The 19384-nt window shown below is 68.2% G+C and carries 20 protein-coding genes; 11 read left to right on the top strand and 9 right to left on the bottom strand.

What is annotated here, in order from left to right:
- The first annotated feature begins 70 nt into the window (after positions 1–70).
- The 8 genes from OV208_RS05640 (at position 71) to OV208_RS05605 (ending at position 6815) form a co-directional block, all read left to right on the top strand.
- Complete coding sequence (locus tag OV208_RS05640) at positions 71–1156, top strand: SGNH/GDSL hydrolase family protein (protein WP_267572763.1); 1086 nt, start codon at positions 71–73, stop codon at positions 1154–1156.
- A 76-nt stretch (positions 1157–1232) separates the two neighbouring features.
- Positions 1233–1568, top strand: a complete 336-nt coding sequence (locus OV208_RS05635; RefSeq protein ID WP_267572762.1) for an AHH domain-containing protein — start codon at positions 1233–1235, stop codon at positions 1566–1568.
- A 4-nt stretch (positions 1569–1572) separates the two neighbouring features.
- Positions 1573–2145 carry an imm11 family protein gene (locus tag OV208_RS05630; RefSeq protein WP_267572761.1) on the top strand — a complete coding sequence of 191 codons (573 nt, stop codon included), beginning with the start codon at positions 1573–1575 and terminating at the stop codon, positions 2143–2145.
- 8 nt (positions 2146–2153) lie between these two features.
- Positions 2154–2723, top strand: a complete 570-nt coding sequence (locus tag OV208_RS05625) for an imm11 family protein (protein WP_267572821.1) — start codon at positions 2154–2156, stop codon at positions 2721–2723.
- 205 nt (positions 2724–2928) lie between these two features.
- Positions 2929–4188, top strand: a complete 1260-nt coding sequence (locus tag OV208_RS05620) for an AHH domain-containing protein (protein ID WP_267572760.1) — start codon at positions 2929–2931, stop codon at positions 4186–4188.
- Between the two features lie 3 nt (positions 4189–4191).
- Positions 4192–4764, top strand: coding sequence for an imm11 family protein (locus OV208_RS05615; RefSeq protein WP_267572759.1), 573 nt, complete (start codon positions 4192–4194; stop codon positions 4762–4764).
- Between the two features lie 215 nt (positions 4765–4979).
- Positions 4980–6239, top strand: coding sequence for an AHH domain-containing protein (locus tag OV208_RS05610; RefSeq protein ID WP_267572758.1), 1260 nt, complete (start codon positions 4980–4982; stop codon positions 6237–6239).
- A gap of 3 nt (positions 6240–6242) precedes the next feature.
- Positions 6243–6815: an imm11 family protein gene (locus tag OV208_RS05605; protein ID WP_267572757.1), complete on the top strand. Its 573-nt coding sequence runs from the start codon at positions 6243–6245 to the stop codon at positions 6813–6815.
- A gap of 5 nt (positions 6816–6820) precedes the next feature.
- Here the strand turns inward: OV208_RS05605 and OV208_RS05600 are convergent, their stop codons facing one another.
- From OV208_RS05600 to OV208_RS05585, 4 genes are all read right to left on the bottom strand, one after another.
- Positions 6821–7417 (bottom strand): macro domain-containing protein, encoded by a 597-nt coding sequence (locus OV208_RS05600; RefSeq protein WP_267572756.1) that lies wholly within the window; start codon positions 7415–7417, stop codon positions 6821–6823.
- 348 nt (positions 7418–7765) lie between these two features.
- Positions 7766–8263, bottom strand: a complete 498-nt coding sequence (locus OV208_RS05595) for a hypothetical protein (RefSeq protein WP_267572755.1) — start codon at positions 8261–8263, stop codon at positions 7766–7768.
- Between the two features lie 11 nt (positions 8264–8274).
- Positions 8275–9153: a DUF2381 family protein gene (locus OV208_RS05590; RefSeq protein WP_267572754.1), complete on the bottom strand. Its 879-nt coding sequence runs from the start codon at positions 9151–9153 to the stop codon at positions 8275–8277.
- A gap of 70 nt (positions 9154–9223) precedes the next feature.
- Positions 9224–10081, bottom strand: a complete 858-nt coding sequence (locus OV208_RS05585) for a hypothetical protein (protein WP_267572753.1) — start codon at positions 10079–10081, stop codon at positions 9224–9226.
- A gap of 73 nt (positions 10082–10154) precedes the next feature.
- Here OV208_RS05585 and OV208_RS05580 point away from each other — a divergent pair, with 73 nt between their 5' ends.
- On the top strand, positions 10155–10784 hold the full coding sequence (locus tag OV208_RS05580) for a hypothetical protein (protein WP_267572752.1): 630 nt from the start codon (positions 10155–10157) through the stop codon (positions 10782–10784).
- Positions 10781–12373 (top strand): apolipoprotein N-acyltransferase, encoded by a 1593-nt coding sequence (lnt, locus tag OV208_RS05575; RefSeq protein WP_267572751.1) that lies wholly within the window; start codon positions 10781–10783, stop codon positions 12371–12373. Before OV208_RS05580 ends, lnt begins: the two co-directional genes overlap by 4 nt.
- 76 nt (positions 12374–12449) lie before the next feature.
- Here lnt and OV208_RS05570 read toward each other — a convergent pair whose 3' ends face one another.
- The 4 genes from OV208_RS05570 to OV208_RS05555 form a co-directional block, all read right to left on the bottom strand.
- On the bottom strand, positions 12450–12908 hold the full coding sequence (locus OV208_RS05570) for an SRPBCC family protein (protein WP_267572750.1): 459 nt from the start codon (positions 12906–12908) through the stop codon (positions 12450–12452).
- A gap of 85 nt (positions 12909–12993) precedes the next feature.
- Positions 12994–14235: a multidrug effflux MFS transporter gene (locus tag OV208_RS05565; RefSeq protein WP_267572749.1), complete on the bottom strand. Its 1242-nt coding sequence runs from the start codon at positions 14233–14235 to the stop codon at positions 12994–12996.
- Entirely contained in the window at positions 14235–14858 is a 624-nt protein-coding gene (locus OV208_RS05560; protein ID WP_267572748.1) for a TetR/AcrR family transcriptional regulator, read from the bottom strand. The genes OV208_RS05565 and OV208_RS05560 overlap by 1 nt, the downstream gene beginning before the upstream one ends.
- 89 nt (positions 14859–14947) lie before the next feature.
- Entirely contained in the window at positions 14948–16471 is a 1524-nt protein-coding gene (locus tag OV208_RS05555) for a GMC oxidoreductase (RefSeq protein WP_267572747.1), read from the bottom strand.
- A 168-nt stretch (positions 16472–16639) separates the two neighbouring features.
- On the opposite strand from OV208_RS05555, the gene OV208_RS05550 reads away from it, so the two are divergent.
- Positions 16640–17653, top strand: coding sequence for an alpha/beta hydrolase (locus tag OV208_RS05550; RefSeq protein WP_267572746.1), 1014 nt, complete (start codon positions 16640–16642; stop codon positions 17651–17653).
- A 57-nt stretch (positions 17654–17710) separates the two neighbouring features.
- Here OV208_RS05550 and OV208_RS05545 read toward each other — a convergent pair whose 3' ends face one another.
- Complete coding sequence (locus OV208_RS05545; RefSeq protein WP_267572745.1) at positions 17711–19168, bottom strand: reverse transcriptase family protein; 1458 nt, start codon at positions 19166–19168, stop codon at positions 17711–17713.
- Positions 19169–19384 lie beyond the last annotated feature (216 nt).

The following is a 19384-nucleotide window of genomic DNA, read 5'->3' as shown; positions in this document are numbered from 1 at the left end:
TCAATCCCGTGTACCTTGCGCCGCCTCTCCCCGTGCAGGGGAGAGACCCCCTACCTCCTCAGGAGTCGGTATGTCCGTTCGTCGCAGCGGGCTGTCCCTCGTCGCCGTCCTCGCCGCCACCACGCTGGGTGGAAGCGCGATGGCGAGCACCATCAACCAGAACACGTCGTGGACCATCAACCGTTCGGCGTCTCAGACGTACCGGGTGGTGGCGTACGGCGACTCCATCTTCGCCGGCTACAACGGTGGCATCGGCAGCGTGGCGCGCCGTGGCGCTCCCGTGGTGGAAGGTGAGTACGCGGCGAAGAAGTGGGGCACGAACGTGGAGGTCATCCGCCGCACGAAGTCCGGTGCGAAGGCGGACGACATCTACAACAACAAGATCGTCTCCGAGCGCTCGTACATGCAGACGGCCAACACGCGCGTCGTGATGTTCGAGATGTGCGGCAACGACTACCTGCAGGCGCGCAGCGCGTTCACGGACCAGACGGGCACGTGCAACTACAGCGGCCTGCAGGCGGCGCTGACGGCGTGCACCACGTACATGGAGCGTGGCATGCAGACCATCAACCAGTACGCGACCAGCGCCAAGGTCAAGGTCATCGCGAACATCTACTACCCCGGCTACGACGCGGACAACGTGCTGACGGCCTGCACGGATTCGGCGACGGGGCAGAAGGTGAACAAGCAGACCTACTTCCTGCCGCTGCTGGCGCGCAGCAACTGGCGCGCCTGTAACCTGGCGTCGAAGTACGGCTTCAAGTGCGCGGACTCGTTCGCGGAGATGATGGCGGCGGACTACGACCGCAACGGCGACGGCCAGGTGGACTCCGAGGCGATTGCCTACCGCGCCGGTGAGACCGAGGACGCCTACGTGCAGCGCATCAGCGTCACCCTGCGCAGCACGCTGCGCGACGCGAACCTGCACCTGGCGAACGCGAGCACCAGCTACGACTACATCCAGTCCGACAACACGCACCCGACGTACACGGGCAGCACCATCAGCGTGAACATCTTCTCCGGTTCCGGCTCCGGTTCGGCCGCGCCGGGCTACACGGACGCGCAGATCGTCAACGGCAAGAACCCGGACTGGAACAAGTTCGGTCACGAGCGCATGGGTTGGTCGATCTCCAACTTCGATCCCGCGACGCCGTGAGTTGAGACCGCGGTCGTAGTTCCCAAGGCCTCCGACCTGTCATTGGGTCGGGGGCCTTGTCATGTCCGGAGGCTGCATGAAGAGCTGTTGGCTCGTGGTGCTGCTGCTCACGGTGGGGTGCGCGACGCCGCGCGTGGTGCAACTGGACACGGGGCGGGGCGGGCCCATCGCGTATACGCCCTCGTCGCCCGCGCCGGTGGAGGTGGACGAAGAGGCGTTCCGGCAGAAGGGGCACCGAGGGCCGCATTCACGGGAGTACCATGCGACGGTCTTCGAGAGGCTCGGGCTCGCCATGAAAGGCTGCGAGGGGGTCGCGCAATGTAGGGCTGCGTTGGTCCAGGAGTTACAGAAGATTGCGCTCGACCTCATGACGTCTGGTAGCAATCTTCGGCGCTTCGTCACGAAGGATTAACCGCATGGCACAACGATTCTTTTCGCTGACGGAGGATGTGTATGTCCCGGGTCGCTGGTACCTGCGTGACCCCATCGGTGAGGATGCCAGCGGGTCTCGTAGCATCTGGCGGTTCACCCAGGGGCAGCGGGTCGAGGTGGGTGGCCGGTTGACGGTTCCGTTCAGGCGTCCCGGCAGGGAACTTGATTTCACTGCCGCAGGAGCAGCGTCGACACCCATGGTCAGTGCTCGGATCGCGGCAGTGCTTGAAAGGCTGGCCCCCGACGACGTGCAACTCCTTCCGGTCGATATCGAAGGTACGAGCGAGCCCTTCTCCCTGCTTGTCGTCACGAAGCTGCTCGACTGTGTCGATGACAAGGCATGTCAGGCGGTAGAGCGGTGGCTTCCAGAGGACGGTCGCCCGGACAAGGTGGGGGAGTATCGAGCTGTCTATGGACTCCGCATTGATCCAGAGCGGGTCAGGGGCGCCCGGATCTTCCGCCTGCGGGGCTGGACCCTGCCTATCGTCGTTGATGAGGAGATCAAAGAGGCATTGGGGCAGGTGGGCATCTCAGGGGGAAAGTTCGAGGAGGTCTGACCGTGAAGATGCGGCGCTTCTTTAGATTGGCAATTGACGTGTATGTCGCTGGGCGCTGGTACTTGGGGGAGCCTACGACCCTTGATGGAGCGGAGCTGGAGGACGTCTGGGTGTTCGGCTACGGCCACCCCGTGGCGTTCCGCGAACGGCTTCGTGTCCCCGTGAAGCGACCAGGAAGGCCACTGGACTTCGATACCGCTGGTGTCGGTCAAGCGCCCGTCATCAATGCGCGGGTCGCGGATATATTCAGGACGTTCGCGCCGCACGATGTGCAGCTCTTCCCGGCGGAGGTCGAGGGACAAACTGAGTCCTACTGGCTGATGAACCTGGTGCGAACAGTCCGCTGCATTGACGACAAGGCGAGCGCCGAGGTCCAGTTCTATATGCCTGAGGATGGTCGGCCAGACCGGGTTGGGGAATATCGGTCCGTCATTGGCCTGCGCATCGACACGTCAAAGGTCGGTGACGCGCGCGTGTTCCGCCTCTGGGGCTGGCATCCTCCCATCATCGTCGACGAGGAGATCAAGTCCGCGCTGGAGCACGTCGGCATCGTGGGGGGACGGTTCGACGCGGTCTGAGCGGCCTATGTGGTGCGCAGCGCCCGGTGGACGAGGTGGATGTCCCGGAAGGAAGGGATGCGCGCTGGGCCGAGGACCTGCTTCAAGGCCAGCCGCATCTGAGCCGCGCACCGTCTTGCTTCAAGCCCCCCGATGCCGTGAGCTGACACCACATCCGTGGTGCCCAGGGCCCTTGACCTGTCATAGGTGAGTGCCTGGAGGCTTCATGAAGAGCTGTTGGCTTATCGCGCTGCTGCTCACGGTGGGGTGCGCGACGCCGCGCGTGGTGCATCTGGACACGGGGCGGGGCGGGCCCATCGCGTACACGCCTTCGTCGCCCGCGCCGGTGGAGGTGGACGAAGAGGTGTTCGGGCGGGCGGTCGTGCAGTTGGTGCTCGACACGCGGTTGGACGTGGCGTTCGGGGCGTCTGGACGGCACGTGCTGCTGGCTTCGGCTGGGGGCGTGGTGGATGGCATGACGTCCGCTCGCATCTGTGAGGGGCTGGACGCGCGGGAGGCGTGTCTGGGGCTCCTGGGGCGCGGGCCCATGTCGGGTGCGATGGAGCGGCGGATGATGGCGCTCTCCTTCGCGTTCGACACGGTGTGGGAGGGCGTCGCGGACGTCATCCACGAGCTGATGGATCTGGCGGCGTTGCGCGTGATGGTCACCGCGACGGTGGGCAGCGCGCTGGTGATGCTGGTCATGCCCGAGCCCATCACGAAGATCGTCGCGTTGGCGCTGACCGCGTCGCTGATTGCGTATCTGGGCGCGGGGCCGGTGTGGAACTTGGGCCGGGGCTTCCTGCGGTTGATGGAGGAGTCCGAAGCGGCCCGGAGCCCCGAAGAGCTGAAGGAGGTGGGGCACCGGTTCGGAAGGGTGCTGGGGAGCAACGGGGCGCGGGTGCTGGTCGTCGTCGCGATGACGGCGATGGGTGGGAAGAACGCCCTGGCCTCACAGGGACCGAGGATGCCGGGCTTCGCGCAGGCGGCGGTGCGGGCGGAGGTCGAAGGCGGGTTCCAACTGGCGAGGGTCTTCTCGGGGGAGGTGCGGTCCCTGTCCATGCCGGCGGCCGGGGTGCTGAACATCGCGCTCGCGCCGACGGCGGTGGCCGCGGTCGCGATGGGACTTGGGGGCGGGATTCAAGGGGACCCCGAGGGGGACGTGCATCACATCTGCACGGACAAGAACGAGGTGTCGGGCAGTTCCGGGGGCCCGTGGACGCCGCAGTTCGAGAAGATCTTCGCGCGGGCCCGAATGAAGCTGAGCGACCTTTCCAATCAGGTCCGGCTCGATGGGCACAAAGGGCCGCACCCCCGCGAGTATCATGAGGAGGTGCTCAGACGTATTGATGTGGCGACGAAGCGATGCCGAGGTGCCGAGCAATGCAGGGCCGCGCTGGCGGATGAACTCGCGAGCATCGCAAGGGACCTCATGACGAAGGGCTCGAAGCTGCGGATGCTCGTCACGAAGCAGCCCTGGGGATGAATCATGGAACGGCGATTCTTTGACCTGAAGATCGACGTGGAGGTTCCAGGCCGTTGGTACCTCTCGGATCCAACCAACCCTTCGGGAGAGGAGATCGACGACATCTGGCGGTTCACGGACGGTCGTCCGGTGGAAGCTCATGAACGGATGCGGTTCCCTCTCTTCAAGCCGGGCAAGCCGACGGACATCGAGTTCGCAGGCGCGGGGCAGACCCCCGTTGTCAGCGCGCGGGTTGCCTCTGTGTTTCGAGAGATGGCGCCAGACGAGGTTCAGCTCTTCCCCGTCGAGGTCGAAGGCGAGGTCGGGCCCTACTACGTGCTCAACGTCATGCAGACACGTCGCTGCATCGACGACACGGCATGCGAAGAAGCACGGCTGTGGACGCCGGAGGATGGTCGCCCCGAACTGGTTGGCGGGTACCACGTGGTGTCCGGCCTGCGCCTCGACACGTCAAAGGTCGGTGATGCGCGCGTGTTCCGACTCTGGGGTTGGCATCCCCCCATCATCGTCGACGAAGCGCTCAAGGATGCGCTGGAGCGCGTCGGCATCGTGGGGGGACGGTTCGACGCGGTTTGAGCGAGCCTACGTGGTGCGCAACGCCCGGTGGACGAGGTGGATGTTCCGGAAGGACGGGATGCGCGCGGGGCCGAAGACCTGCTTCAAGGCCATCCGCATCCGTGCCGCGCACCGTCTTGCTTCAAGCCCCCGATGCCGTGAGCTGACGCCGCATCCGTAGTGTCCAGGACCCCTGAGCTGTCATAGGTGGGGGCCTTGTCATGTCCGGAGGCTTCATGAAGACCTGTTGGCTCGTCGCGCTGCTGCTCACGGTGGGGTGTGCGACGCCGCGCGTGGTGCAACTGGACACGGGGCGGGGCAGGCCCATCGCGTACACGCCCTCGTCGCCCGCGCCGGTTGAAATCGACGAAGAGGCCTTCCGGCAGGCGGTCGTGCAACTGGTGCTCGACACGCGGTTGGACGTGGCGTTCGGGACGTCGGGACGGCACGTGCTGCTGGCTTCGGCTGGGGGCGTGATGGAGGGCGCTGGGAGCAGTCTGTCCGCGCGGCTCTGCGAGGGACTGGATGCGCAGGAGGCCTGCCTGGGCCTCTTGGGGCGCGGTGCCGCATCCGGGGTGATGGGGCGGCGGATGATGGCGCTCTCCTTCGCGTTCGACACGGTCTGGGAGGGCGTCGCGGACGTCATCCAGGACCTGATGGATCCAGCGGCACTGCGCAGGATGGTCACCGCGACGGTGGGCAGCGCGCTGGTGATGCTGGTCATGCCCGAACCCATCACGAAGATTGTCGCGCTGGTCCTGACCGCGTCGTTGATCGCGTATCTGGGCGCGGGGCCTGTGTGGAACCTGGGCCGGGGCTTCCTGCGGTTGATGGAGGAGTCCGAGGCGGCCCGGAGCCCCGAAGAGTTGAAGGAGGTGGGGCACCGGTTCGGAAGGGTGCTGGGGAGCAACGGAGCGCGGGTGCTGGTCATCGTCGCGATGACGACGATGGGCGGGAAGAACGCCCTGGCCTCGCAGGGGCCCAGGATGCCGGGCTTCGCGCAGGCGGCGGTGCGTGCGGAGGCCGAAGGCGGGTTCCAACTGGCGAGGGTCTTCTCGGGAGAGGTGCGGTCCCTGGCGATGCCGGCGGCCGGGGTGCTGAACGTCACGCTCGCGCCCACGGCCGTGGCCGCGGTCGCGATGGGGATTCAGGGGGACCCCGATGATGGGGATGTGCACCACATCTGCACGGACAAGAACGAGGTGTCCGATGCTTCAGGTGGACCGTGGACGCCCCGATACGAAGATTTCTTCGAGCAGGCCGGGATGTCGCTGAATGACGCCGCGAACAAGGTGCGGATCAAGGGACACAAAGGTCCGCATCCGAAGGAGTATCATCTATCTGTTCTGGACCGGATTGAGAAAGCCATGGCGGGATGCCAGTCCGCCGGGCAGTGCAGGGCTGCGCTGACTGACGAACTTGCGAAGATTGCGAATGACCTCATGACAACAGGCACGAAGCTTCGAAAACTGATTACGAAAAACCCCGAGGCTTGACCGATGGATCGAAGGTTCTTTCGACTGACCATTGACGTGTATGTTGCTGGGCGCTGGCACCTGGGAAAGCCGACGACTCTCAGCGGACAGGAACTGGAGGACGTCTGGGTGTTCGGCTACGGCCAGCCCTTGGAGTTCCGTGAACGGCTTCGTGTCCCCGTGAAGCGACCAGGAAGGCCACTGGACTTCGATACTGCCGGAGTCGGGCAGGCTCCCGTCGTCAATGCGCGGGTTGCGGATGTATTCAGGAAGTTCGCGCCGCATGATGTGCAGCTCTTCCCAGCCGAAGTCGCGGGACAGGTTGAGCCCTACTGGCTGATGAACCTGGTGCGAACAGTCCGCTGCATTGACGATAAGGCGAGCGCGGAGGTTCAGCTCTACACGCCAGAGGATGGTCGGCCAGACAGGCTCGGGGAATATCGCTCCGTCATTGGCCTGCGCATCGACACGTCGAAGGTCGGAGACGCGCGAGTGTTCCGTCTCTGGGGCTGGAGGCCTCCGATCATCGTTGACGAAGAAATCAAAGCTGCGCTGGAGCGCGTCGGCATCGTGGGAGGACAGTTCGACGCGGTCTAAGCGGCCTACGTGGTGCGCAGCGCCCGGTGGACGAGGTGGATGTCCAGGAAGGACGGGATGCGCGCGGGGCCGAGGACCTGCCTCAAGGCCAGCCGCATCTGCGCCGCGCACCGTCTTGCTTCGAGCCCGCCGATGCCAGTGCCCAGGCCCGGGCAGACCAGGGTCCGGATGATGGGCGCTCCATAGCCTTCATTGTGTCGCTTCACCGCGAGCAGGATGGCGCGGAACGCCAGATAGGCATTGACCGTCTGGGCGACGCTTTCGGGGATGCGCATGGTCGGCGCGGCCACGAGGAAGGGCCAGCGCGCGTCGCCGGAGGACACGACCTCCGCCGCCCCGACGGGAAGCTCCCCATGATGCCGCTCCACGATGGCCTTCTGCACCGCGTCCTGCACCTGGAAGCCCAGCGTGTCCCGGATGGCCAGGTCGAGCCCTCCATCCATGATGCCAAAGCTGTTGGCCGGGCTGACCATCGCGTCCGCGGGAACGGAGAAGAAGTCCCCTTCCACCACGGAGACGAAGTCGAACGGCTTGAAGGCTTCAGCCCAGGCCTTCACCAGTTGGGGGGCACGGTCGATGAGGTAGATCTTCTCGGGAATCATGTCTGCTCGGTCGTGGCCGGTTTCGTGATGAGCGGGACGATTCGCCCACCGAGCGAGACGAGCACGTCCCTTGCCTCCCAGATGAGTGTCCGGCCCAGGGATGAGCGGAGCAGAAGCCGCGCCGGTCCGATGAGGGTGATGCTCAGGGGCCGGAACCTGGGCTTCTGCGTGGAGGTTTGCAGCAGGTATCCTGTCGAAGCGTCGGACCCAGGGGAGAGCTCCACAGGGCGTCCCAGTCGCTCGGCCAGCTTGTCCCGCACGAGTTCCGCGGCGGGTGGCGCCCCATCGAAGTCGATATCCTGCCCGTACCTGCCCATGGACGAATGCTAACGCGACCCGAAAGGCGCGCTACCTGAACTCATCCACGATGTAGACCCCCGCGCTGGGGGCTCCGAGGACGGCCATTCCAGGCTTGGAATCTGGCAGCTTCCTGAGCTGCCCGATGCCCAGCCGCGCCACCGCGCAGATGGGAACCTGCGCCCCTCCATCCAGGGGCTGGGCTGCGTAGTACCGGATGACAGCTTGGGGACCGCTGGTCCAGACCCGGCCATAGAGCCGGGCCGGTGCCGCCAGAGGGCCGAGATCGTCTTCGAGCACGCTCTCAATCGAGCCCTCGTACAGCGCAAGCGGGCTGCTCGACTGATTCGCGTCGAGCTGGATCCACGCGGAGACACCGACGAACAGCCGCAAGTAGTTCATCGCCTTGCGTGCCTCTTCCGGGCACTTCTCAGGCCCTGGCGTTCCGTCGGGACGAAGGGCCACTCCTCGTGTGGCGGCGCCAGGGCATCCGGACGACATCACGAGCAGCACTGCGCAGCTCAGGAGCGCGAGCTTGGTGGAGGCCATACGTCGCGCTCTTACTGTGCAACGAGATCTGGATCTAGCTGAACGACCGCCTGCCGAAGGCCGTCCTGCCGGTACAGCTCCAGGAACACCGAGGTCAACTTGCCGTCTTCGATGAAGGCGCTCCTGTCCGCCACGAAAGCCACCACACCGGACTCACCCGGAGCAATCGAAGGATGGCTCGCGCGAACCGCGACGGTGCTCTCCCTTCCGCTCGAAACGCTCAGGAGCCGGGCCGACTTCATGCTCCAGCCCTGCTTCATCGAAACGTTCTTGATGGTCAGGACTACCGCTGCCTTGCCCTTGCCTCGGAACACGGTCGCCTTGAGCCGGGTGTCGCCATCCTCGCCGTTGATGCGACTCGCAATCATGAAGGGCGTCTGCGCGACAGCTCCCGCGACAAGGAGCGCGGCCAGAGCGTGGTCCTCCGAGGTCTCCTCCTTGCGGTAGCGCTGGTTCTCCTCGGCAAGGGTGCCGTTCTCCTGGAGCGCCCTTCGCAGCGCCGCGTGCATGGCCGCGTAGCCCTCACGGTCCTTGTACACGTCGACCTGTTGGTCGGGCCGCTCCTGCTTCTCCCAAACCGGGGGCCGCAAGAGGAACGGCACCTCGGTTCCGTCCACCAGCGTCACGACCAGTGGAATCCCTTCCTCGTCGTTGAGGTCGTGGAGCGGTTCAAGGATGACCTTGTTGCGGACCACCGCCAACGGTTCGAGCCGGCCCTCCCAGCCGAGCATCTTCGTCCTGCTGGAATCCACGGCCTTCTCGAACCGCAGCGTCGTGACCACTTGCCCCTTCACGTAGACGCGATGGGTGTCGTCGTCTGGATGCTCGGAAAGCATGAGCGCGCGCACGGCGTTCTGCTCACGCCCGCTGGCGCCAGCGACGGGACTCATCAAGACGCAAAGCAGAAGGAGTCGAAGCACGCATACAACCTACCAGGACGGCTGTGCGGTCTCCAATGCCTCAGGCCAGCAGGCGCATCGCGAGGAACGCAGGCAGCGCGATGTAATACAGGCCCCGGCACGTCCACTCCGCTCCCGTGCGCACATGGCGCGCCCACCGGGGCCCCAGCCAGGCTGCTGCGAAACACAGCGCTTCCGCGAGCGCCCTCCAGAAACAGCCAAACAGGAGCAGGGCCAGGAACACCGGCAGCCACGTGCGGACAAAGGTGAGCAGGTACGCCTGGAGGCCGTACATCTGCCACTCGCCGAAGGCGCCCCCGAAGGAGATGTATTGGTGCGCCCGGAAGAAGATGGCAGCGATCACTCCCGGCACGAGGCCGTACTTCAGCAGCCAGTCGTACCAACGCCTGCGCCACTTCGCGCTTCGCGCCTGCGCGTAACGCACCAACGGATGCTCACGCGCTGCGCCCAACGGCCCCATCGCCGTGAGCAGGGGCACGGGGTCCTGGAGCTCCAGGCCGTAATCGAACGCGCGCCCCGTGCGCAGCATCAGCGTGAGCCCGGGGCCCGGAATGGGCAGCCACCACGGCCGGACCGACGCCAGGGCCTCGAAGGGAATCTCGAAGTGCGCACCTCCTGGCTGCGTGAGCACGAGCCCTTCGGGACGCACCGTCACCGTGGCCCGCGTGCCCAGTCGCAACAGGCGCAGCGCGATGAGCGGGAGCAACCCTCCGACCGCCAGCCCTGCCGCCAGCGGGCCGGGCTGCGTCTCCTGGCTTCCCGCGAGCACGTCCCGGAACAGCAGCACCGTGAAGTAGCAGAGCGTGCCCAGGACCCCTGCATGCAGCAGGGCCCCCAGGGCTCGCAGCCTGGGCGTGAAGGCGTGGACGGGGAAGGGGCCGGACGCGTTGACGTTCATGGGTGGCGGCCTGCGCATTGCTTCGGAGCGAGCGGCTTCCGTAGCATACGCGCCCCGGAGGCTCCCCGAGAACATGCGTTCCCCGCAGTCTGGCCCTGAGCGTCGCACGGATTCCGATGGCGTGACGCGGGTGACGCCCTCGCGAGAGTCCCGCGGCACGGGCTCGTGGCTCATCGGTGGCGCCGCCCTCCTCACGGGCCTGTGCGCGGTCCTCTGCGCCTGGTGGCTCTCCCGCCCCGTGACCGTGGAGGAGCGGCCGGAGCCCGTGGTCGAAGCGGTGTTCAAGCCCGCTCCCGAACCCCTGCCTCCGCGTGCGCCCGTACGTCCCTCCGCCCCCGTCGCCGCGCCCACACCCGTGCAGGAGCCCGACCCCGTGCCTGTCGTCGATGATCCGCCGCCTCCGGAACCCAAGAGCGGGACGGCGCTGTATCAGCGCGGCACCAAGCCGCTGAAGCGCGGGCTCGTCGTGCCCGAGGGCTTCGAATTGCCCCCCGGCTACCTGCGCCACTATCAGGCCACGGACCACGGTCAGCCCGTGGCCGCCATCCTGATGTTCGACCCGGACTTCGTCCCGAAGGACGCCAACGGTCAGCCCATTCCCATCCCCGAGAACCGCGTCGTGCCCGAGGAGCTGGCGCCCCCCGGCATGCCGCGCCAGATGCTGGAGCTTCCCGCCGAACCCGAGGACGGGGACGCGCCGTGACGGGATGGCGAGGGTGGGCCGGGGCGCTCCTGGGCGTCGCGGCGACCACCGTGTTGTTCGCCCTCTTCGCGGAGCTGCGACCGGGCTTCGTCTGGCTGGGTGCGGTGGCGATGGCGCCGTGGCTCGCGGCCGTGGACCGGGCCCCTTCCGCGCGTCGCGCGCTGGCCCTGGGCACGCTGTTGTCGGTGACGTTCACCGCGCTGGTGTTTGGCTGGTTCCCGGGCGCCATCGCCGCGTATTCGCACGCGCCCGCGTGGCTGTGCTGGGGCGTGTTCCTTCTCATCGCTCCCGTGCTGGAGCTCCAGTTCCTCACCGCTTCGTGGATCCGGTGGTACGCGCGGCGGAAGGTGGGGACGGACTCGCGCCTCGCGTGGGTGCCGCCGGTGCTCACCGCGCTCGTGTACGTGGGCACGGAGTGGTTCACGCCCAAGCTGTTCGCGGAGACGCTGGGTCACGGCCTCTATGCTTCGGAGGTCCTGCGCCAGGGCGCGGACGTGGCGGGCGCTCCGGGCCTCACGCTGGGCCTGCTGCTCGTCAATGAGTGCTTCGTCGCGGTGGGGCAGGGGGTCGTGGCCCGACGCGGCTTGAGGCCCGTGCCCCTGGTGCTGGCGCTCGTGCTGGCGCTGGTGGGGTTGGGCTACGGGGCCGTGCGGCTGGGGCAGGTTCGCGCGGCGGTGCGCTCCGCTCCGGCGCTGGTGGTGGGCGCGGTGCAGGCGAACATCACGAACATCGAGAAGCGGGCGGCGGAGGAGGGCACCTACGAGGTGGTGCGCGACATCCTGGACACGCACTACGCGATGTCGGACGCGCTCCTCCGTTCGGGGCCGCTGGACCTGTTGGTGTGGCCGGAGACGGTGTACCCGACGACGTTCGGCACGCCGAAGAGCGAGGACGGTGGGGCGCTGGATGAGGAGATCCGCGCATGGGTCGCGGAGCGCGGCGTGCCGCTGGTGTTCGGCACGTATGACCTCGACGGTGAGCGCGAGTTCAACGCGGCCATGTTCCTGGGCCCTTCCGCGACGGGCGAGCTGGCGCAAGCCGCGTACCGCAAGACGATGCTGTTCCCGCTGACGGAGTGGGTGCCGGACGCGGTGGATTCGCCCGCCCTTCGGGCCTGGATGCCCTGGACGGGCCGCTGGAAGCGCGGGCCTGGGCCCCGCCTGGTGGACTTCCGGTTGAACGGCGGACGCGTGCTCAAGGTCGCGCCGCTCATCTGCTACGAGGCGCTCTTTCCCAACTACGTCGCGGCGGAGGTGCGCCAGGGCGCGGAGTTGCTCCTCACGCTGTCGAATGACTCGTGGTTCTCCGGTACGCCCGCGCCCCGGTTGCACCTGATGCACGCGGCCTTTCGCAGCATCGAGACGCGCACCGCGCAGGTGCGTGTCACCAACTCCGGCGTCTCCGCGTTCATCGATCCCGCGGGCACGTGGACCTCCGAGATGCAGGACAACCAGCGCTCCAGCGTGGTGATGCGCGTGCCGGCGGCGGAGCGGCTGCATTCGCTCGCGGGCGCGTGGGGTGACTGGCTGGGCCCCGTGGCGCTGGTGCTGTCCGTGGGCCTGGGCGTGTGGCTCCGGCGCAGGGGGTGAGCCGTTCCTGGGACTCGCCTTTCAGGGCCTGCGCGCTCGGGTCTGCTTCAGCGGAGATGGGGAGCGGGCGGTGGCGCTAGCCCGCTTCGACGAACGCCGCGAGCTTCGCGAGGGACATCCGCCAGCCTTCCTCGTTGTCGGCGGGAGGCACACCGCTCGGGAGCCCGTCGTGCACGGCGATGACGTCGGTGCCGCCGTCCGCATCCACGAGCGTGACCGTGATGGTCATCTCACCGCGCAGCGTGGGGTCTTCCGTCTCGAACTCCGTGACCTCGACCACCTGCTCGTCCGGCACGAGCTTCGCGAAGTGGCCGTGGTACGTGTCGGTGTGCGCGGTCGTCTTGCCCGTCGCGGTCGGCGCGTCGTACGTGAGCGAAACCCGGAACGAGCCCCCTTCGCGAGCGTCGAACGCATGCACGTGGCTGGTCATGCCGTCCGGCACCTTCCACGCCGCGATCGCTCGCGGATCCAGAAGCGCGCGATAGACCCTCGCGCGGGGTGCGTTCACGTGGCGGCGGATGCGGGTCGAACCCATTCCCAGACAGTAACAGCCGTCGCCCAGGCCCAGACGGAGTCGTGCGCCCGTGGCGTCCAGGATGGGACTTTCGCCACGCCCAGGTTCAGGACGTTGGCGCGGGGGCTTCGACCGTGGGCGTGCCCTGCTCGGGCGGTGCCGCGCGACGCGCGAGGACGAGCGCTCCCAATGCCAGCAGGGCGGTGATGGCCACGCCCAGGGCCATGGGCCTCGCGGTGCCGTCGTGGCTGGCGCTCACCGCCGCCGACGCACTGGCCGCGAGCAGGAACTGGAGCGCGCCCAGCACCGCCGACGCGATGCCCGCCTGCTTCGCCTGGTGCTCCATCGCCAGCGCGGTCGCGTTGGGCGTGATGGCGCCCAGGCTGGAGACGAACACGAACAGCGACAGCGCGATGCCCCACAGCCCTCCCAGGCCCGTTACCACCACGCCCACCAGCGCCAGTCCCGCGAGCGCGGCCACTCGGACCGACCCTCGCAACACCCGCTCCGGCGAGGAGCGCGCCAAGAGCCGGTGGTTGAGCTGCGACACGAGCACCAGCCCCGCCGCGTTCGCTCCGAAGAACCACCCGAAGTTCCCCGGCGCCACGCCGTGCAGCGTGATGAACACGAAGGGCGATCCGCCGATGTACGCGAACATCCCCGCCTGCGCGAGCGCCACCGCCAGCGCGTACCCCAGGAAGTCCGGCTGGCGCACGATGCGGAGCATGGAGCGGAAGGGTTGGGACGGTCCGCTCCTCGGTGGCGCGGTCTCCGGGAGGATGGCGAACACCGCGCCCAGCGCGATGACGCCGATGCCCGCGTGGCTCCAGAAGATGGTGCGCCACCCGGACGTGTGCAGCACCCAGCCGCCCAGCAGCGGCGCCAGGATGGGCGCGAGCCCCATCACCAACACCAGCCGCGACATCATCCGCGCCGCCGCCGCGCCCGAGTGCAGGTCCCTCACGATGGCCCGCGAGGACACCATGCCCACCGACCCGCCCAACGCCTGTACGAACCGCCATGCCGCCAGCACCCCCGCCGATGGCGCGAGCGCGCAGCCGATGGAGCCCAGCACGTACAGCGACAGTCCGACGTATAGCGGCTTCGTGCGCCCGAACCGGTCGCTCACCGGCCCGGCGAAGAGCTGCCCCAGCGCGAGCCCCGCGAAGAACGTGGCCAGCGTGCGCTCCACCTCACCCGCGCTCGCGTGCAGCGACTCCCCGATGGAGGGGAACGCCGGCAGGTACATGTCGATGGACAGCGGCCCGAAGCCGATGAGCGCGCCCAGCAGGATGACCAGTCCGGGGCCCTCCGTGGACCGGGTGGCCTTCGGGGTGGCGGTCGTCATCAAGTGCTCCTCTTCGGTGGCTTCTTCGCGGTGCGTGCCCTTGGCGCCGGCGAAACGACGAGCACACGGATGAGCTGGCGCAGGACGGCGGCGTCCTCGCCCGGGGCATAGGTGGCGCCGCCCACGTGCGCGTTGAAGCAGCGGGCCTCCAGCGCGCCGCACAGGGCCTCGGCCACGGCCTTCGGTGCCGCCACGTCCGCGAGCCCCGCGCGCTTCACCCGGGACAGCCACGTGGTCAGCGCCTCGCGCAGGGCCACCGGCGGAGGTGTGTCCGTCCGCAACGCCCGCGCGCCCCCCAGCATCGAGTAGTGCAGCACGAACAGGCACGGCACCAACTGGCGCAGGAAGTCCCGGTGGTGCAGCAGCGCCTCCAGGAGCTGGTCCTCCACGGAGCGGTCCTTGCGCGGGCCCGGCGCCAGCAGCGCCACGGCGGAGGGTGGGACGGGCCGGAGCGCTCGGGACATCAGCGCTTCCTTGGTGCCCACCCGGTGCAGCAGAGCCGCCTGGGAGATGCCCAGCCGCTTCGCGATGTCCTGCAGCGGCGCCGCCGGCCCCTGCTCCAGGAACACGGCGCGGGCGACTTCATCAATCTGCGGGTCGAGGACGCGCTGGGGTCGGGACATGGTGGCGACGGATTAGTTACTGACTGGTAGGTAATCAATCCGTGCCGATGACGCAAGGGGCTATTCCTGCCCCCTTCCAGACGGGATTTCTAGAGGCGGCCGGCCTTGAGCTCGCCCACCAGGTGCGCGCAGGCACGCACGGTGAGCGCCATCATCGTCAGGGTGGGGTTCTGCGGGCCCTGGGACGGGAAGCAGGCGCCGTCCGTGACGAAGAGGTTGGGGATGTCCCAGCTCTGGTTGAAGGGGTTGAGCACGGACGTCTTCGGGTCCTTGCCCATCCGCGCGGTGCCCACTTCGTGGATGGCCATGCCCGGCTGGGACAGCGTCCGGTTGACCTGCTCCACCGTGTAGCCAGACTCCGCCAGCATCTCCAGACAGGAGTTGACCGCGTCCTCCGTCATCTTCAGTTCGTTGTCGGAGTGCCGGCACTCGATGTGCGCCGCCGGGACGCCCCACCGGTCCTTCACCGTGCTGCTCAGCGTGACGCGGTTCTCCGCGCGCGGGAGCATTTCGCCGAAGGGCACCATGTGCATCTGGTCGTCGAAGGAGAAGACCTGGACGCCGTAGCCGCGCGCGAAGTTGGGGTCCCGCTCGGTGACGTTGCGGAACTGCGGCACGTATGCCCAGCCGTGCGCCTTCTGCTGCAGGTGCTGGGGCAGGTTCATGCGCGCTTCGATGCCGCGCAGGTAGATGTGGTCCATCAGATGGCGGCCCAGCAGTCCGGAGCTGTTCGCGAGCCCCTCCGGGAACGCCCGGTTGCGCGAGTGCAACAGCAACCGCGTGGATTCAATGGTGCCCGCCGCCACCACCACCACCTTCGCGTGCACCTCTTCCGACGTGCCGGTGTTCGCGTCGATGAAGGACACCCCCGTCACCTTGCCGGTGTTCGGGTCGTGCATCACGTGGCTGGCGATGGCGTGCGAGCGCAACGTCAGGCGCCCCGTCTTCTGGGCCGCGGGCAGCGTCACGGGCGCGTTGGAGGTCCGCCGGGCGACGACGTGACGGTTGGGCCAGCGGGCCTTCACCTTCTCGCGCAGCCGGACCTCGCCGGGCGACAGCGGCGCGGACCCCGCGAAGGCGGAGTCCGGCAGCGTGTCCACGCCGTCCGAATTGCCATACAGGCCCATCCACCGCTCCACGACTTCGTAGGACGGAGCCAGCTCCGCGTGCGACAGCGGCCAGTCCGGGCTGAGTCCGTCCAGGCTGCCCGCGTGGAAGTTGAAGTCAGACAGCCGGTAGAACTGGCGGCCGTGGCTCTTCACGCTGGTGCGCCCGCCCACCTGCCTCGCGCGGATCCACGCGAACGGCGCGTCGTCCGGCGTGGTGTAGGGATTGTCCACGTCGTCCACGAACGCGTGCGGATGGAAGGGCCAGGCGAAGCTCGTCGCCTGGATGGACTGGCGCCCCTTGCGGTCCGCGTCGGACTCCACGCGGTAGCCCAGCTTCTGCCGCACGCGGTGCATCACGTGCAGCACCTTGTCCGCCTGCGCGCTCCGACCTGCTTCGAGCACCAGGACGCGGAGGCCCGCCTCCGTGAGCTGCTTGGCGGCCCAACCACCACAGGCCCCTGAACCGACCACCACCGCGTCGTAGACCGTCTTGGACACCTTCATTGCTGAATCACCTGGACGGTCATTCTGCCGCCGCTGCTAAAGTTCGCATAAACTGTAAACCACGAGCCCGTGGGAGCCTAGAGGGTGTAAAGGTCGGGCCGGTGCGAACACAAGCCCGGGGCCGGGACTTCCCCCGGGAGCGCTCCTGGCTGTCGGGGAGGGTCGGACATGGCCGGTGTGCTGAAGCGGATTCGGTGGGGACGGCTGCTGGGCGTGCTGGTGGTGCTGCCGTGCCTGCTGGTGGCGCTCACGCTCTTCGGCCGGGCGGCGTGGCGCTCCGAAGCGTACTTCCACTATCCGAAGCCGGTGGCGGTGCTGCCGGCGGATCTGGCCTCCGCGTCCGCTCGCGAGGTGACGCTGCGCACGGAGGATGGGGTGGAGCTGCGCGGCTGGTACGTGCCGTCGCGCAACAAGGCGGCGTGGGTGCTGGCGCATGGCCTTTCGCAGACGCGCATGGACCTGTTGCCGGAGGCGCGGGTGCTGCGCGACGCGGGCTACGGCGTGCTGCTGTTTGATTTGCGCGCGCATGGGCAGAGCGGTGGGGAGACCTCCACCTGGGGGGACAAGGAGCGCATGGATGTGCGCTCGGCGCTGGAGTTCGTGCGGTCGCAGCCGGACGTGGACCCCGCGCGGGTGGGGGCGTTGGGGTTCTCCATCGGTTCGGCGGCGGTGGCGGAGGTAGCGGCGAAGGATCCGAAGGTCGCGGCGGTGGTGCTGCTGTCGCCCTTCAACACGCTGTGGCTGGCGGCGGCGTATGACTTCCGTCGCTTCGGGGTGGTGACGCAGACGGGGGCGCTCGTTCCCTTCTGGCGACGGGGCATCCAGTTGGAGCAGGTGCGGACCATTGATGCGGTGGACTCCATCAAGCCCCGGCCGCTGCTCATCGTCGCGGGGACGGAGGAGTCCGGGCAGGTGCTGCTGGATTCGCTGTTCGCGCACGTGGCCCCGTATGCCCAGACGTGGCGCATTCCCGGCGCATCGCATGGAAACTTCGCCGCGACGGCTCCCGAGGAGTATCCGCGCCGGCTGCGCGCGTTCGCGGACGAGGCGCTGAAGGCCGGGCCTGTCGCGGAGGAGGCGGCGGCCGTGGAGCAGGCTCCCGCGGTGAAGACGCCGGGGAAGAAGAAGGCTCCGGCGAAGAAGCCTTCGCGGCGGACGAAGGCGGGGGCAGGGGCGCGCTGACGCTTTCGGGATGAAGCCGTGGGCCCGCTCGATGGAGCAGGCCCTTGGTGCTGGCTGCTACGCCTGGGCCGGAGTCGACGCGGCTTCCAGCTTCGCGAGCTCATCCAGGTACGCGCGGCCCTTCACGGGGTCCGTCATGTACAGGAAGGCCGCCATGCCCTTGAGCTGCTCCAGCGACTCACCCTCGCGGCCCGGCTTGCCCTTCTGGCGGTTGTGGATGGCCGCGCGCAGGCGGCGCACCACGTCGCGGGGGACTCGCGCGGCGGGCGTTCCGTCCTTCGCCTCGTTCACCACGAGCCCCGTCACCCGCTGACGGCTGCCCTTGCGGGCTACGCGCGTCTTGTTCGGGTGCACCGTGAAGCCCTCCGCCTCCACCACGTCCTTCACGCGCGCGAGCAGCACCGCCACCGGCGCGCCCTGGGCCCGACGCGCCCTGGGCGCCTTCGCCTTCGTCCAGGAGAACGTCAGGTCGTCCGCGTAGCGCGTGTACGTGAAGCCCAGCTTGCGCGACAGAGCCGACAGCCGCTTGTCCATCCGCAGGCACAGCGCGTTGGTGATGCCCGGCGACGTGGGCGCGCCCTGCGGCAGCGCTCGCGGCCCCTTCGCCACGTGCAGCGTCTTGCCCCGGAAGGACAACAGCTCGCGCGGGGCCTCGGTGGACATCAGCGCCAGCAGCGTGGACGTGCCCTCCGGCAGGCCGCCCTTGCGCAAGAGGCCCTTCACCCGCCGCCACGTCACCGTGGGAAAGAAATCCTTCAGGTCCACCTTCACCACCACGTCCGCGCCCTGGTGGGCCAGCGCGTTGGTGAGGATGGAGCGCCCCGCCACGAAGCCGTGCGCCGCGCCGTGCACCGGCAGCCGCTCCACGACGTTGGAGAGCACCCAGCGCTGCGCTTCCTTCAGCTCCGGCTTGGGCGACGTGATGGTCCGCTCGCTGCCGTCGCGCTTGGGGATGCGCCAGCTCACGTAGTTGGAGCCCGTGTCCACGTCGCGGTGGAACGCGAAGCCGCGCAGCTTGGACACGCTGATGTCCAGCGCCTTCGCCAGCGCCTCCGCCGTGTCCAGCGCGGGCAGGCCGTTGACGCGCGCGCGCTCCTCGCGGTGCTCAAGGTCGAAGCGGTCCGGGCCCGGGGCTTCACTCCAGTGGATGCCCACGCCCAGGTGGTTGATGTGCGTGGTCTTCCAGGCCTCGTGGGCCTGGCGCTCCAGCGCGCGGCGCTCCACGGCCTCCGCCTTCTTCTTCTCCTTCCAGGCGTTCTTCTCCTTCTCCTTGAGGGAGGAGAAGTCCACCTCGTCCGCGAGCGCGCCCTTGGCGACGAGCTGCGCCTGCACCCATTCCTCGGTGCCACCGGCTTCGGTGATGGCCTTCCAGCGCGCGAGCAGCACGTCGTGCGCGGCGCGGCGAGCCTCACGCTTGGACGCGGTGGCGGTGGTGTTGGACGCGGCGGCCGGCGGGACTTCGGGCACGGCCTGCGGCGGGGCGGCGGGGACGAACGACTCCAGCTTGGCGGTCATCGAGGCACCTTCGACGGGCGCGGCGGCTTCAGGAGGGGCGACGGGCGAATTCGAGCGGTCGAGGGAGGCCAGGAATGCACCACCAGCTCACCTGGGGCACGGTAGCCTCACCGGCTCTCCCCTCCGGTGCACTGGTGGCCGGGTGGGAAAACGGCGGTTGCGTCGTTGGTTCCGCTTCCCACCCGGCCACCAGTGCACCGGAGGGAGAGAGCCAAG

Origin of the sequence: Corallococcus sp. bb12-1, assembly GCF_026626765.1 — a bacterium.
In the GTDB taxonomy this organism is placed as follows: domain Bacteria; phylum Myxococcota; class Myxococcia; order Myxococcales; family Myxococcaceae; genus Corallococcus; species Corallococcus terminator.
This window is presented reverse-complemented; position numbering and strand designations above follow the sequence as displayed.

Bases quoted from the DNA above. Each gene is read 5' to 3' on its own strand.
- OV208_RS05640 (WP_267572763.1), top strand. From the start codon at position 71: ATGTCCGTTCGTCGCAGCGGGCTGTCCCTCGTCGCCGTCCTCGCCGCC.
- OV208_RS05635 (WP_267572762.1), top strand. From the start codon at position 1,233: ATGAAGAGCTGTTGGCTCGTGGTGCTGCTGCTCACGGTGGGGTGCGCG.
- OV208_RS05630 (WP_267572761.1), top strand. From the start codon at position 1,573: ATGGCACAACGATTCTTTTCGCTGACGGAGGATGTGTATGTCCCGGGT.
- OV208_RS05625 (WP_267572821.1), top strand. From the start codon at position 2,154: ATGCGGCGCTTCTTTAGATTGGCAATTGACGTGTATGTCGCTGGGCGC.
- OV208_RS05620 (WP_267572760.1), top strand. From the start codon at position 2,929: ATGAAGAGCTGTTGGCTTATCGCGCTGCTGCTCACGGTGGGGTGCGCG.
- OV208_RS05615 (WP_267572759.1), top strand. From the start codon at position 4,192: ATGGAACGGCGATTCTTTGACCTGAAGATCGACGTGGAGGTTCCAGGC.
- OV208_RS05610 (WP_267572758.1), top strand. From the start codon at position 4,980: ATGAAGACCTGTTGGCTCGTCGCGCTGCTGCTCACGGTGGGGTGTGCG.
- OV208_RS05605 (WP_267572757.1), top strand. From the start codon at position 6,243: ATGGATCGAAGGTTCTTTCGACTGACCATTGACGTGTATGTTGCTGGG.
- OV208_RS05600 (WP_267572756.1), bottom strand. From the start codon at position 7,417: ATGATTCCCGAGAAGATCTACCTCATCGACCGTGCCCCCCAACTGGTG.
- OV208_RS05595 (WP_267572755.1), bottom strand. From the start codon at position 8,263: ATGGCCTCCACCAAGCTCGCGCTCCTGAGCTGCGCAGTGCTGCTCGTG.
- OV208_RS05590 (WP_267572754.1), bottom strand. From the start codon at position 9,153: ATGAGTCCCGTCGCTGGCGCCAGCGGGCGTGAGCAGAACGCCGTGCGC.
- OV208_RS05585 (WP_267572753.1), bottom strand. From the start codon at position 10,081: ATGAACGTCAACGCGTCCGGCCCCTTCCCCGTCCACGCCTTCACGCCC.
- OV208_RS05580 (WP_267572752.1), top strand. From the start codon at position 10,155: ATGCGTTCCCCGCAGTCTGGCCCTGAGCGTCGCACGGATTCCGATGGC.
- OV208_RS05570 (WP_267572750.1), bottom strand. From the start codon at position 12,908: ATGGGTTCGACCCGCATCCGCCGCCACGTGAACGCACCCCGCGCGAGG.
- OV208_RS05565 (WP_267572749.1), bottom strand. From the start codon at position 14,235: ATGACGACCGCCACCCCGAAGGCCACCCGGTCCACGGAGGGCCCCGGA.
- OV208_RS05560 (WP_267572748.1), bottom strand. From the start codon at position 14,858: ATGTCCCGACCCCAGCGCGTCCTCGACCCGCAGATTGATGAAGTCGCC.
- OV208_RS05555 (WP_267572747.1), bottom strand. From the start codon at position 16,471: ATGAAGGTGTCCAAGACGGTCTACGACGCGGTGGTGGTCGGTTCAGGG.
- OV208_RS05550 (WP_267572746.1), top strand. From the start codon at position 16,640: ATGGCCGGTGTGCTGAAGCGGATTCGGTGGGGACGGCTGCTGGGCGTG.
- OV208_RS05545 (WP_267572745.1), bottom strand. From the start codon at position 19,168: ATGACCGCCAAGCTGGAGTCGTTCGTCCCCGCCGCCCCGCCGCAGGCC.